Raw genomic sequence first — 13,123 nt, 5'->3', positions numbered from 1 at the left:
GTGGAAACTGCTTTTGTGTCCGAGCTCAAGCTTCCGTCGCCGTGTGTCGTCGTGCTCGTGGGTCCGGGGGCGTCCGGGAAGTCGACGTGGGCGGCGGAGCACTTCGGTCCTGACCTGGTCGTTTCCAGTGATCGGCTACGGGCGCTGGTCGGGGCCGGTGAAGACGACATCTCGGCCAGTGCTGATGCGTTCGCGTTGCTGGACGTGGTGGTGAGGCAACGCATCGGGCGACGGCTGACGACGGTCGTCGACACCCTCGGACTGGACAAGGAACGGCGGCTGGAGTGGCTCGGCCTGGCGCGTAGCGCGGGGATGGCCTGTGTCGCGGTGGCGTTCGACACGCCGGCTGAGGAGTGCAGGCGGCGGAACCGGGAGCGTACGGCGAAGCGCATCCCGGCCGACGTACTGACCTCGCAACTGCGCTCGTGGACCGCGGTGAAGAAGGAGTTGCCGACGGAGGGGTACGACGACGTACTGGAGCCGACTGCGGCGCGGGTGGTACCGACTGTGTTCGTCGAGTCGACCGCGGCGCAGGCCCGGCAATCCGAAGCACCGGTCGGGTTGCGATTCGGGTTGCAGTTGAGCAGTTACACCCACCCCGCCGGCCGGGCGGAGACTGCGTCGTGGATCAGGGATGTCGCGGAACGGGCCGAGGCGGCCGGGTTCGACGCGATCTACGTGATGGATCACTTCCGGCAGATCCCACAGGTGGGGCGGGCCTGGGAGGACTTCCTGGAGAGCTGGACGACGCTCGGGTATCTCGCCGCCTGTACGACGCGCGTCAAGCTCGGCACGTTGGTCTCCGGCATCACGTACCGCAACGTCGCGCACCTCGGAAAGATCGCCGCGACGCTGGACGTGCTGAGCGGCGGCCGGGCGGTCTGCGGGGTCGGGCTCGCGTGGTTCGAGGCCGAGCACAAGGCGTACGGCTGGCCGTTCCCCTCGGTTGCCGAGCGGTACACGTTGCTCGAGGACGCGCTGCAGTTACTGCCTGTTTTATGGGGACCCGGCAACAAACCGTTCCGTGGCAAGGTTCTCGACGTACCCGACACGGCTTGTTATCCACGTCCGTTGCAGGAACACCTGCCGTTGCTGGTCGGCGGGAGCGGGCCACGGACGCTGCGACTGGCCGCGCGGTACGCGGACGCGGTGAACGTGTTCGGCGACGTCGCCGCGGTCCGCAAGGCCGCCAACTACCTGGAGGACAGCCGGACCGAGCTGACTCATCTGTCGACAACACTCGTCGGGAAGAACCACGAGGACCTCGACCAGTTGATTCGCAAGCTGCGGCCGCGGAACGTCAACCCGGCGCGCTACGCGGAGACAGTCAACGCAGGCACGGTCGACGATCAGATCGGGCGGTTCCGCGAGCTGTCCGAGGCGGGCGTGGCCGAAGTGATGATCAGCTTGCCCGACCTCGGGACGCTCGACACGGTCGCCGACGTGATCTCAGCGTTCCGGATGTAGCTCGAGCTTCAGCAGGGCGTTCTCGATCAGCTCGGGCATCGCGGGGTGGATCCAGTACTGGCCGCGGGCCATCGTGTACGCGTCCAGGCCGAAGCTCATCGCCTGGATCACCGGCTGGATGACGGTCGGTGCCTGCGGGCCGATGACGTGGCAGCCGATGATCTGCCCGGTCTTCGCGTCCGCGAGCACCTTCGCGAATCCGGTGGTGTCCTCCATCGCCCAGCCGTACGCGATATCGGCGTACCGCTGAACCGCTGCCACATAAGGGATCCCGCGTTCCTTCGCCTGCTCCTCGCTCAGTCCGACGGCGGCGATCTGCGGCGAGCTGAACACCGCGTGCGGGACGAAGCGGTGGTCGGACTCGATCCGGTCGTCCGGGTTGAGCAGGTTGTGCTTCACCACCCGGGCCTCGTGGTTCGCGACGTGCTTCAACTGATGCGGGGTCGTCACGTCGCCCAGCGCGTAGATGCCGTCGACGTTCGTCTGCTGGTACTTGTCCACGAGTACGCGGCCCTCGTGGTCCACCTCGACCCCGGTGGCGTCCAGGTTCAGCAGGTCCGAGTTCGGCTCGCGGCCGACCGCGACCAGGAGTTCGTCGACGACCAGCTCGTCGGAGCCCTCCGGGTGCAGCATCCCGAGCAGGATCGAGCCGTCGTCGCGGCGTTCGACGCGGATCGTCTCGTGTTGCAGCCGTACGTCGTACTTCTGCCGCGCGATCTGCGTGTACGCCGCGGCGATGTCGCCGTCCTCGTGCCGCAGCAGCTGGTTCGAGCGGGCGATGACCGTCACCTCGACGCCGAACGACGCGAACACATGCGCGAACTCCGCCGCGACGAACCCGCTGCCGATGATCGCCAGCCGGCGCGGCAGCTCCTCGAGCCGCATGATCGTGTTCGAGGTGTGGAAGCCGGTCTCCTCGAGGCCCGGGATCGGCGGCACGATCGGCCGGCTGCCGGTGGCGATCACGAACCGGTCGGCGCTGAACACGCTCGTCGAGCCGTCCTTGTTCTCGACGGTCAGCTCCTTGAGCCCCGTGAACCGGCCGGTCCCGTCGTACACGGTGACATTGGCGTTGTCCGGGTTGTGATGCCGGTACTCCGACCCGCCCGCCGCGATCGGGTCGATCCGGCCGAAGATCCGGTCCCGTACGTCGGGCCAGCGGACGTCGAGCAGCTGCTCGTCGACGCCGTACCGCGCGCTCACCGACGGGGTCGCGGCCACGTCGGCGGCGTGCACGAACATCTTGGTCGGGATGCAGCCGACGTTCAGGCAGGTGCCGCCGAACGTGCCGCGCTCGACGATCGCCACCTTCCAGTCGGCGAACCGCCGGTTGACGATCGTGTTGCCGGAGCCGGTCCCGATGACGACGAGGTCGTAATGAGTCACACCCCATTGTGGCGCTGACGCGCAAGAATGGGCGGTGAACCCGGTCACCAGGAAGGATGGACGGGTGACAGGTGGTGAGCTGACGAGCACGAACGGCACGGTCGTCTGGGACGGTATCGGCACCCTCAGGATCCGGTACGACGCGCCGCGGGACGGCCTCGGCAAGCTGGCCAGCTCGCTGCGCACCCGCCTCGGGGAGCGGATTCTGCCGGTGGAGGCGTTGAAGGCGGCCGAGGTCGACGGGCCGGTGCTGCGGTTGCTCCTCCGGGCCGGTGCGGACCCACTGCAGTCGGTGAGCGGCGGGTACTTCGACTCGCTGATCGACCCGTACTGCTTCCCGTTCTCCGATCGGGACGTCGCGGATCGGATCGTCGGGGAGATCCGCCGTACCCTCGCCCGTCGCGACGTACCGCGGACGCGGGCCACCCGTTGGCTGGTCGCGCCGCCGGCGGCACCCGACCGCCTCGAGGGACGGGACGCGACGTTGTCGGTCGAGCAGGGCGAGCTGCGGTTCGCCTACAAGCGGTCCGCGGGCCGGCGGAAGAAGGCCCTCGGCGACCCGTGGGCGCTGCCGCTGGGCGAGATCACCGACGTCGAGTGGACGCCGAACCAGCGCCGGCTCGGCCTCAAGGGCTTCCTCCGGATCAGTACGGCGCGGTCGCCGGAGGAACGCCCGAAGCCGAAGCACGACCCGGCCGCGATGCTCGTCGACCGCCGCGGCGACATCGACGCCCTGTTCTTCGCAGCCCGGCTCCTGACCCGGATCCGCCCGTAGGCGGACCTCCACGCAGGCAGAACCCGCATCACGACGGCGTGTCGGCGCCCTGCGGGCGGGTTCTGCGTGCGTGGAGGAACAGCTAGGCGACCCGCGGGCCCTTCCGGGGTGCGTCCGGGAGCTCGGGGGCACCCTCGAGGACTGCCTTCTCGCCGAGCAGCTCGGTCTGCGGCAGCACCTCCAGGTGCGGACGCGGGAGCAGGCGCGGCCGGATCGCGAGGCCGCGACGGCGGGAGAAGTACAGCACCGATCCGGCGGTGCCCAGCACGGTCAGCGCGCCGCCGACGATCAGCGACCAGCGGGCGCCCATCACCTCGCCGATCCAGCCGATGAACGGTGAACCGATCGGTGTACCACCCATCAGGACCGTCATGTAGAGCGCCATCACCCGGCCTCGCATGGTCGGCTCGATGCTCAGCTGCATGGTCGCGTTCGCCGCGGTCAGCATGGTCAGCGACGTCAGGCCGACCAGCGGCAGCACCAGCGCGAACGTCAGGTACGTCGGCATCAGCGCGCTGACGATCTCGAGCAGACCGAACGCCACCGCCGCGCCGATCACCAGCCGCGCGCGGATCCGGACCCGGCGGGCCGCGAGCAGTGCGCCGGCCAGCGAGCCGATCGCGAGGATCGAGCCGAGGATGCCGTACTCCCCCGCGCCCTTGTGGAACGCACTCGTCGCCATCAGCGCCGACGTCATCTGGAAGTTCAGCCCGAAGGTGCCGGCGAAGAACACCGCGACCAGCACCATCATCAGCTCGGGCCGGCGCCACAGGTACCGCATGCCGTCGCGGATCATGCCCTTGTCCCGGGCCGCGGGCGCCGGCGTGTGCAGCTCACCGACCCGCATCAGCCGCAGCGACACGATCACCGCGGCGTAGGTGAACCCGTTGATCATGATCACCGGACCGGTGCCGATCCAGTTGATCAGCAGCCCGGCCAGCCCCGGACCGATCAGCCGGGCGGCGTTGAAGGAGGCCGAGTTCAGCCCGACGGCGTTGGACAGCTCGTCACGGCCGACCATCTCGACCACGAAGGCCTGCCGGGTCGGGGCGTCGAAGGCGGTGCCCACACCGAACAGGAGAGCCAGTAGATACACGTGCCACGTCTGCACGATGCCGGCGATCGTCAGACCACCGAGGGTCAGGGCGACCGTGGCCATCGCGATCTGGGTGACGGTCAGCACGGTCCGCTTCGGGAAGCGGTCGGCGACCAGACCGGCGTACGGCCCCAGCAGGAGGGCGGGCAGGAACTGCAGACCGGTCACGATGCCGAGCGCCGTACCCGAATGGGTCAGCTCCAGGACCAGCCAGTCCTGGGCGACCCGCTGCATCCAGGTGCCGACGTTCGAGACGATCGCGCCGGAGGCGTAGAGACGGAAGTTGCGGACCTTGAAAGCACGGAAGGTGGGGCTCATCGAGCCGCCAGACGTTCGAGAACAGGGGCTGCCTTGCGCAGGATGTCGCGCTCCTCGGGAGTCAGTTGCTTGAGCTTCTTCTGCAGCCACTCGTCGCGGCGCCGGCGGTTGGCCAGGATCAGCTCGTCGGCGCGGTCGGTCAGCTCGACGACGATCTGCCGCTTGTCGGTCGGATGCGGCCGGCGGACCACCAGGCCCGCCTCCTCCATGTTCGTCACGATCCGCGTCATCGACGGCGGCTTCACCTGCTCGTGGGCGGCGAGCTCGCCGATCGTCATCGCCTCGTGCTTGGCCAGCGCCCCGAGCACGCTGAGCTGGTTCGCGGTGAGGTCGTGACCGGGCTCGCGCTGCCGGCGGATCTGCCGGGACAACCGCAGGGTCGACGACCGCAGTGCGCTCGCCAGCCCGACGTCACTCTTCACCTGCTGCGCTACGACTTCGGGCATGTCTTTACCTTAACTCATTACCTTTGCTAACTAAAACTCGTTCTGTCCGGATGGTATTCCCGGCTCCGCTAGAGTTCGCGGTCATGGGGACGAGTGCCGAGCTGGAGCGGTACGAGCAGCGCTTCCGGCGAGCGGGGCTGCCGCTGTTCATCGAGGACTTCTCGCCGACGCACGACATCTACACGCGGGCGGCGCCGCTGCTGGTCCTGGTGTTCGTGGCCGAGATGCTCGGCGCCACCTCGCTCGACTGGCACTGGTGGCAGAACCTGCTGGCCGCGATCGGCGGACTGATCGCGCTGGTCCTCGGGTTCGGCCTGCTGAACGGGCTCCGCGGACGGCCGTTCTGGTCGCTGCCGACCCGGTTCGGGATCCCGGAGCTGGCGGTCTTCGTGTTCCTGCCCGCGCTGCTGCCGGTGGTCACGCAGGGGCAGTTCACGCAGTTCTTCGGTGTCGCGTTCGGCAACCTGCTGCTGGTCGGAGCGGTGTACGTCGTCGTCGGCTACGGCCTGATCGGTACGACGCTGTGGGGCGTACGCCGGCTCGCCGGTGAGCTCGCCAGGTCGGTCGCGAGCCTGGTCCGGGCGCTGCCGCTACTCCTGGTCTTCTCGCTGGTGCTGTTCGTGAACACCGAGATGTGGCAGGTGTTCGCCGGGATGCCGGTCGAGTTCATCGTGGTCTCGATGGTCGCGTTCACGCTGCTCAGCACCCTGTTCCTGCTGATCCGGCTGCCCCGCGAGGTGGACGAGATCGAACGCGACGCGAGCACCGGCCCGCCGCTGCGCCGGATCCAGCGCGTCAACGTCAGCGTCAGCCTGGTGATCCGCCAGTGGATGCAGGTCCTGGTGGTGAGTGCCGGCGTCGGCCTGTTCTTCGTTGCCTTCGGCATGCTCGCGATCAGTGAAGGCATCTACGAGAACTGGGGCGTCAGCGCCGGCTCCTGGTCGTACCAGGTCACACTGCTCAACCATCCGCTCGTCGTCAGCGCCTCCCTGATCAAGGTCGCCGTCGGCATCGCCAACTTCACCGGTCTCTACTACTCGATCGCGTTGCTCACCGACTCGACGTACCGCACCGAGTTCCTCGACAACGTCAGCCTCGAGCTTCGCGACCTGTTCACCGCGCGGGCGGAGTACCTCGAACTGCGTCAGGTGAGCCAGTCGGTCAGCGGGCCGATCGCGAAGTAGATCACGAAGAGCACCGAGACGACCCACATCAGCGGGTGGACCTGGCGCGCCTTGCCGCGGACCAGTTTGAGGAGCACGTACGTGACGAAGCCCGCGCCGATGCCGGCCGAGATCGAGTACGTGAACGGCATCAGGATGATCGTCAGGAACGCCGGGAACGCGACCTCCAGGTCGTCGAAGTCGATCCCCTTCACCTGCGTCATCATCAGGAACCCGACCAGGATCAGCGCCGGCGTCGCGGCCTCGTACGGGACCAGCGTCACCAGCGGCGCGACCACCATCGAGATCAGGAAGCAGATCCCGGTGATCACACTCGCCAACCCGGTCCGGGCGCCCTCACCGACCCCCGAGGCGGATTCGATGTACGACGTGTTGCTCGACACCGACGCGGCGCCGCCGCCGGCCGCGGCGAGACTGTCGACGATCAGGATCCGCTGCGAGTTCGGCGGGATGCCGTCGGAGTTGTTCAGGCCCGCCTCGGCGCCGATCGCGGTCATCGTGCCCATGGTGTCGAAGAAGTCCGCGAGCATCAGCGTGAAGATCAGCAGCAGCGCCGACACCACCCCGACCTTCTCGAACGAGCCGAACAGGCTGAACTCGCCGATCGTGTCCAGGTTCGGCGCCGTGAACCACTGGTCCGGGAGCTTCGGCACGCTCAGGCCCCACCCGCCGGGGTTCTCGTCGGTCCGGGCGCCGATGTTCGCGATCGACTCGATGACGATCGACAGCACGGTCGCGGCCAGGATGCCGATCAGGATCGCGCCCTTCACCTTCCGCGCGTAGAGCGTGACGATCAGGACCAGCCCGACCACGAACACCAGCACGGGCCAGCCGCGGAGGTTGCCCGCGACACCGAGCTCGACCGGCGGACCGGTGAGCGCCGCGGGACGCCGTACGAACCCCGCGTCGATGAGACCGATGAACGCGATGAACAGGCCGATGCCGACGCTGATCGCGATCTTCAGCTGCAACGGCACGGCCTCGAACACCGCTTTGCGGAACCCGGTGAGCACCAGGACCAGGATGATCAGACCCTCCAGGACCACCAGGCCCATCGCGTCCGCCCAGGTCATCTTGGTCGCGATCGAGAACGCGACGAACGCGTTCAGGCCGAGCCCCGTGGCCAGCGCGAGCGGGAAGTTCGCGACCAGGCCCATCAGGATCGTCAGCACACCGGCCACCAGCGCGGTCGCCACCGCGATCTTCGCGATCGACACCGCCGGGTCGGTGCCGCCGCCGACGAACTGGCCGGCACCGTCCTTGACGGTGCCGATGATCAGCGGGTTCAGCACCACGATGTAGGCCATCGTGAAGAACGTGACCAGCCCGCCGCGGATCTCCCGCCCGAGCGTGGATCCGCGTTCGCTGATCTTGAAGAACGAGTCGAGGGGACCTGAACCGGAGCGGGCCGTCGCGGCCTGGGACGAGCTCATGCCCGCATGGTGCCAGGTCCTACCGGGCAGTTGCGAGCACTTGTGGGAAAAACCGTGCGCGGCCGCGCCCATCGCCCGCTCACCCCTCCGCCGCTGGTGGGTTTACGTCCGAGTTGCAGGGTTCGCGGCCGGGATCCGGGACGTAAACCCTGCGTCTCGGACGCCCACCCACCAGATGCAGTGCCTCCGAGAGCTCGGGCCGACGGCCTTGGCGGCGGCGCAGCGACTAAGGTGGAGGCGTGACGGAGGACCAGGGGGCAGCCAAGGAGCGCGCGGACAAGAAGCGCACCGACCCGACGAGCCAGCTAGCGCGCGGCGAGCTGGTCCACGCCGAGGTCAAGCCGCTCGACCTGTCCGGCATCCCGAGCGTGATCACCGGCATCGTGCTGTGGGCGGTCGCTTTCGTCGTCCTGCTCATCTTCCGCGGCACGCTGAAGGAAGACGGCCTCGACTGGTGGCTCTGGGTCCCGGTCGCCGGCTTCGGCCTCGGCCTGATCGGCCTCTGGTACTGCAAGCGCCGCTGGGCCGCCATCCAGGCCGGCCACCGCCCCGCCACCGAAGACTGACCAAGGTCCACGCCCGCCACGGCATCGACCTGACCGCGGTCCGGGACCTGCGGTTCGGGGCGGGTCAGTCCTCGAGTTGGAGGGTGTCGTAGCCGGTGGTGTCGAAGGCGTGGTCGGGGGTGGGGGCCTCGGTGATGTCGATGGTGGCGTCGGAGTGGGCGCCACAGCCGTAGTCGTAGGCGACGACGCGGGCCTCGCCGGGGGCCATCTCGTTCGCGCAGACGCCGAACGCCTGGCCGAGGCTGTCGGCGAGGCGGATCCAGTAGCCGCAGGAGTGGCACTTGTACGGGACCGCCTGGGCGATCGCGGCCGCCGGCCCGAAGTCTCCGGCGTACCAGCGCTCGGCGGCTTCTTCGCGTCCGAACGGCGACAGCACGCGCTCACGGCCGAGGCCGAGCTCCTCGACGACCGCGAGCACGTCCTCGGGAGCGTCGGCGGTCTCGGTGAAACCGGGCTCGAGGCGTGGGTCGTCGGGCAGCGTCGGGAACAGGTCGCCGGGGCGGAGGTCGCCGGGCTGGACGCGCTCCGACCACGGGACCCACTCCGGCGCGACCACCGCGTCGTCGCCGGGGAGCATCACGACCTCGTTGATCGTGACGGTCTTGGCGCGCGAGGCGCGGGTCAGCGTGACCGCCCAGCGCCAGCCGCGGTACCCGGGGTGGGTGGAGGCGAAGTAGTGCGTGACGAGGCGCTCACCCTCGACCAGGTGACCGAGGTGCTCCCCGACCTGCGCGGCGCCGGCCTCGGCGATCGCGGCCTCGCGGGCCGGTTCGACCGCCGCGACGCAGACGGCGTCGGGCTTGGCACGTACCGGTTCCGGGGATTTGACGGGAGTCACAATCGCCCATTCTCGCACGCCTTCCGCCGTACGACGAACCGCCGTCACCCGTCCACGATCCGAGGTAGTACGCGCGGTGCCTGCGGTCTGTCCCCGGGAGGAGGCAGGATGGTTTCATGCACTCCCCCGACCCGTCCGACCCGAACGCCGCCCGCGGTGGAATCCGCGGCGGCTCCCCCGCCGACGGCACGAACGCGGCCGGGGACGCGAAGGCTGCTGGGAAGTCTGCCGGGGAGCGGTTCGGGGACGCGCGGGAGCGGGTCGGGACCGCCGGTAAGAAGGTCGGGCACGCCTCGAAGGCGGGCGCCGGAGGAGTCGCGTCGGCGTCGCGCAAGGCGGCCTCGGCCGGGGGCCGGTTCGGCCGGGCCACCGGGCGCCGGATCCGCGGGCTGACCAGCGCCCAGGGCGCGGGCGAGTCGGGCCTGTCGCGTCTCATCGAGCTCGGCGCGGTGAACGCCGCTGGTGACACCGCGTTCGCGGTCTCGCTGGCGGGGACCGTGTTCTTCACCGTGCCCAGTGACCAGGCGCGGGACCGCGTCGCGCTGTTCCTCCTGCTGACGATGGCGCCGTTCGCGTTGATGGCCCCGCTGATCGGCCCGATCCTCGACCGGTTCCGGCACGGTCGCCGCTGGGCGATCGGCGCGACGCTCGGTGCCCGCGCCTTCCTCGTCTGGGCGCTGGCCACCTCGATCACCACGCAGAACTCCGTCTGGCTGTACCCCGCCGCGCTCGGCTGCCTCGTCGCTTCCAAGGCGTACGGCGTGACGCGCGCCTCCGCCGTACCGCGGCTGCTCCCCAAGCAGATCACGCTCGTCACGGCCAACTCCCGGATCTCGCTCGCGGGCGTCGCCGGCGCGACGATCGGGGCGGGCCTCGCCGCCGCCTTCGCCGCGATCGGCCCGCAGTGGTCGCTGCGCTGGGCCGCGCTGGTGTACATCGTCGGCCTGATCCTCGCGATCCGGCTGCCCAGCGCGGTCGACTCCCCCGCCGACGAGGAGGTCACGGGTACGGCGGGACGCGAGGCGCGCCGCCGCGCGATCACCACCGCGGTGTCGCGCGGGATCCGGTGCAACCTGGGGCTGCGGTTCGTGTCCGGGTTCCTGACGATGTACCTGGCGTTCCTGCTGCGGGACCAGCCGATCAGCGGCGTGAAGGGGGCCGTCGCGGCCGGTGCGGTGATCGCCGCGGCCGGGATCGGGAACAGTCTCGGCACCGTCCTCGGATCGTTGCTCAAGGCACGAAAACCGGAAGCCGTCGTGCTGGTGGTGCTGCTCGCGGACGCGACCGTGGCGGTCGCGGTGGCGGTGCTCTACGGCCTGCCGATCCTGATCGCGCTCGGTCTGGTGGCCGGGTTGTGCAGCTCGCTCGGGAAGTTGTCGCTGGACGCGATGATCCAGCGCGACGTCCCGGAGTCCGTGCGGACGTCGGTGTTCGCGCGGTCGGAGACGGTGCTGCAGCTGGCGTGGGTGCTCGGCGGCGGGTGCGGGATCGTGCTGCCGCTGATCCCGCGGCTCGGGTTCGGGTTCCTGGCGGGCGTGCTGCTGATCGTGGTCTTCCTGGTACTGCGGATGCGCCCGACGTCTCGTCCTACGGACGGGCCGCTGCGGCCCGGCGGTCTCGGCGGTCCACGCACCGACGCGCACCCGCACCCGCACCACCACCACGACGACGAGCACCGGCACGAGACGTCGTACGACGAGCACCCGGAGAGCACGACGCGGACGATCCTCAGCGTCGCCGAACAGCGGGAGAACCGCGCGCGCCGCTCGACCTCCCCCGACGAGCCGACCGTCGAGTGGCGCTCCGGCGACCAGAAGCCGCCACCCGAACAACCGATCGGCCGCTGGTGGAGCGGCCAGCCCGACGACGAGGACACCGGCGAGAACACCGCCCCCTGGTCGGAGGACCCGACCGTGGAGCGCAACCGCCCCGCCAAACGCCGCGGCCCCCGCCGCCCACCCCGCTGACCCCACGCCTTCAGGGTGTGGGGACCAGGTCTGCCTCGGGAGTTGACTCCTCCGCCGGAGTGGCGGGTGTGGTGCCGCGGAGGGTGAGGGTGGTGGCTACTGCGGTGGCCAGGAGGAGGATGGCGCCGACCAGGGCGACCACGTTCATGCTGTGCGTGAACGCGTGCCGGGCCGTGGTCAGGACGGTGTCGGCCAACTGCGCGGGCAGCTGGGCGGCTGCAGCAGTTGCCGCCGGCAGGCCCTCGCGGACCGGGCCGGCGACAGTGGCGGGCAGGTCGGCCGGTACGTCGGACCGGTAGACCGCCGTACCGATCGAGCCCAGGATCGCGATCCCGAGCGCCCCGCCGAACTCCGCACAGGTCTCCATCACCGCCGACGCCGACCCGGCACGTTCCGGAGCGACCGACCCGACGACCGCCTCGGTCACCAGCGTCATCACCATCACCAGACCGGCGGCGAGCAGACCGGCTCCCGCCAGTGGCACGGCCAGCGACGAGTCGACGTGCACCTGGGTGAGGACGCCGTACCCCGAGGCCGCGAGCACGAACGCGCCGCCGATCACGTAGGCACGATCCAGCTTCCCGGCGAGCGCGGTCGCCAGCGGCGCGGCGCCACCGACGAGTACCGAAGGAGCGAGCGACCACAGAGCCGCCTTCAACGGGCTCAGGCCGTGCACCAACTGCAGGTACTGCGTCAGGAACACCGCGTTGCCGACCAGCGCCAGGGTCCCGATCGTGTTCGCCGCCAGCGACCCGCTGAACGCGCGACTCCGGAACATCGACAGCTCCACCATCGGGTGCTCGGCCACGCGCTGCCGCTGGACGAACAGCACCCCGAACACCAGACCGGCCACGATCGCCGCCACCGGCGCCACGGCCGCACCGTGAGCGGCCAGCTCCTTGATCCCCCAGATCACCGGCAGTACGGCGGCCAGCGACAACACCGATCCCAGCAGGTCGAACCGTCCGCCGATCGCCGTCTTGAACTCCGGCAGCAGCACCGGCGCGAGCACCACCAGCAGCACCATCGCCGGGGTGTTGATCAGGAACACCGATCCCCACCAGAAGTGCTCCAGCAGGAACCCGCCGAGCACCGGCCCGAGCGTGATCCCGCCCATCATCACCGCGCTCCAGAACGCGATCGCCTTCGACCGCTGCTTGGGGTCGTGGAACATGTTCCGGATCAGCGCCAGTGTCGACGGCATCAGGGTCGCACCGCCGATCCCGAGCAGGGCGCGGGCCGCGATCAGCTGCTCCGGGGTCTGCGCGTACGCCGCCGCGACCGAGGCGATCCCGAACCCGACGGCGCCGAACAGCAGCAGCCGGCGCCGCCCGATCCGGTCGCCGAGCGAGCCCATCGTGATCAGCAGACCGGCCAGCACGAACCCGTAGATGTCGAAGATCCACAGCTGCTCGGTCGCACTCACCCCGAGGTCCGCGCTGATGAACGGAACGGCGAAGTACAGCACCGACACGTCCATCGAGACCAGCAACAGCGGCAGCGCGAGCACGCCGAGCGCGATCCATTCCCTGCGCCCCGCCCGTTCCGTCGTACTCATGACCCCTCCGAATTATCTGTCTATGCCGCACACTGTGTGCGTCGTACACAGACAATACAGATGACTGTCTATGCTGTAAACAGATAGGG

11 protein-coding genes are annotated in these 13,123 nt (G+C 69.6%); 5 read left to right on the top strand and 6 right to left on the bottom strand.

The genetic code is table 11. From position 1 onward, the window contains the following. The first annotated feature begins 15 nt into the window (after positions 1–15). Positions 16–1,467 carry an LLM class flavin-dependent oxidoreductase gene (locus tag BJY22_RS12130; protein ID WP_337758565.1) on the top strand — a complete coding sequence of 484 codons (1,452 nt, stop codon included), beginning with the start codon at positions 16–18 and terminating at the stop codon, positions 1,465–1,467. Here BJY22_RS12130 and BJY22_RS12125 read toward each other — a convergent pair. Beyond that, positions 1,450–2,853: a mycothione reductase gene (locus tag BJY22_RS12125; protein WP_167206263.1), complete on the bottom strand. Its 1,404-nt coding sequence runs from the start codon at positions 2,851–2,853 to the stop codon at positions 1,450–1,452. The genes BJY22_RS12130 and BJY22_RS12125 overlap by 18 nt on opposite strands. A 64-nt stretch (positions 2,854–2,917) precedes the next feature. Between BJY22_RS12125 and BJY22_RS12120 the strand changes: the two genes are divergently transcribed. Continuing rightward, on the top strand, positions 2,918–3,628 hold the full coding sequence (locus tag BJY22_RS12120) for a DUF4429 domain-containing protein (RefSeq protein ID WP_167206261.1): 711 nt from the start codon (positions 2,918–2,920) through the stop codon (positions 3,626–3,628). Between the two features lie 82 nt (positions 3,629–3,710). Here the strand turns inward: BJY22_RS12120 and BJY22_RS12115 are convergent, their stop codons facing one another. Then, positions 3,711–5,042 carry an MFS transporter gene (locus BJY22_RS12115; protein ID WP_167206259.1) on the bottom strand — a complete coding sequence of 444 codons (1,332 nt, stop codon included), beginning with the start codon at positions 5,040–5,042 and terminating at the stop codon, positions 3,711–3,713. Then, positions 5,039–5,488 carry a MarR family winged helix-turn-helix transcriptional regulator gene (locus tag BJY22_RS12110; RefSeq protein WP_167206257.1) on the bottom strand — a complete coding sequence of 150 codons (450 nt, stop codon included), beginning with the start codon at positions 5,486–5,488 and terminating at the stop codon, positions 5,039–5,041. Before BJY22_RS12110 ends, BJY22_RS12115 begins: the two co-directional genes overlap by 4 nt. Positions 5,489–5,571: 83 nt before the next feature. Here BJY22_RS12110 and BJY22_RS12105 point away from each other — a divergent pair, with 83 nt between their 5' ends. After that, on the top strand, positions 5,572–6,672 hold the full coding sequence (locus tag BJY22_RS12105) for a hypothetical protein (RefSeq protein ID WP_167206255.1): 1,101 nt from the start codon (positions 5,572–5,574) through the stop codon (positions 6,670–6,672). Here BJY22_RS12105 and BJY22_RS12100 read toward each other — a convergent pair. Continuing rightward, a complete protein-coding gene (locus tag BJY22_RS12100) occupies positions 6,633–8,105 on the bottom strand; it encodes an NCS2 family permease (RefSeq protein WP_167206252.1) in 1,473 nt (490 codons plus the stop codon). The two genes, BJY22_RS12105 and BJY22_RS12100, sit on opposite strands and share 40 nt — an antisense overlap. Before the next feature lie 239 nt (positions 8,106–8,344). Between BJY22_RS12100 and BJY22_RS41580 the strand changes: the two genes are divergently transcribed. Further along, positions 8,345–8,671, top strand: a complete 327-nt coding sequence (locus BJY22_RS41580; RefSeq protein WP_167206250.1) for a DUF2530 domain-containing protein — start codon at positions 8,345–8,347, stop codon at positions 8,669–8,671. 64 nt (positions 8,672–8,735) lie between these two features. Here the strand turns inward: BJY22_RS41580 and BJY22_RS12090 are convergent, their stop codons facing one another. Then, the gene (locus BJY22_RS12090) at positions 8,736–9,509 is read right to left on the bottom strand and encodes a DUF3027 domain-containing protein (RefSeq protein WP_167206248.1); all 774 of its coding nucleotides are present in this window, start codon (positions 9,507–9,509) and stop codon (positions 8,736–8,738) included. Between the two features lie 116 nt (positions 9,510–9,625). Here BJY22_RS12090 and BJY22_RS12085 point away from each other — a divergent pair, with 116 nt between their 5' ends. Continuing rightward, positions 9,626–11,476: an MFS transporter gene (locus tag BJY22_RS12085; protein ID WP_167206246.1), complete on the top strand. Its 1,851-nt coding sequence runs from the start codon at positions 9,626–9,628 to the stop codon at positions 11,474–11,476. 10 nt (positions 11,477–11,486) lie between these two features. On the opposite strand, the gene BJY22_RS12080 is transcribed toward BJY22_RS12085, so the two are convergent. Beyond that, positions 11,487–13,034, bottom strand: coding sequence for an MFS transporter (locus BJY22_RS12080; protein WP_167206244.1), 1,548 nt, complete (start codon positions 13,032–13,034; stop codon positions 11,487–11,489). Positions 13,035–13,123 lie beyond the last annotated feature (89 nt).

The organism is Kribbella shirazensis (genome assembly GCF_011761605.1).
In the GTDB taxonomy this organism is placed as follows: domain Bacteria; phylum Actinomycetota; class Actinomycetes; order Propionibacteriales; family Kribbellaceae; genus Kribbella; species Kribbella shirazensis.
This window is presented reverse-complemented; position numbering and strand designations above follow the sequence as displayed.

Bases quoted from the DNA above. Each gene is read 5' to 3' on its own strand.
- BJY22_RS12115 (WP_167206259.1), bottom strand. From the start codon at position 5,042: ATGAGCCCCACCTTCCGTGCTTTCAAGGTCCGCAACTTCCGTCTCTAC.
- BJY22_RS12110 (WP_167206257.1), bottom strand. From the start codon at position 5,488: ATGCCCGAAGTCGTAGCGCAGCAGGTGAAGAGTGACGTCGGGCTGGCG.
- BJY22_RS12105 (WP_167206255.1), top strand. From the start codon at position 5,572: ATGGGGACGAGTGCCGAGCTGGAGCGGTACGAGCAGCGCTTCCGGCGA.
- BJY22_RS12100 (WP_167206252.1), bottom strand. From the start codon at position 8,105: ATGAGCTCGTCCCAGGCCGCGACGGCCCGCTCCGGTTCAGGTCCCCTC.
- BJY22_RS12085 (WP_167206246.1), top strand. From the start codon at position 9,626: ATGCACTCCCCCGACCCGTCCGACCCGAACGCCGCCCGCGGTGGAATC.
- BJY22_RS12080 (WP_167206244.1), bottom strand. From the start codon at position 13,034: ATGAGTACGACGGAACGGGCGGGGCGCAGGGAATGGATCGCGCTCGGC.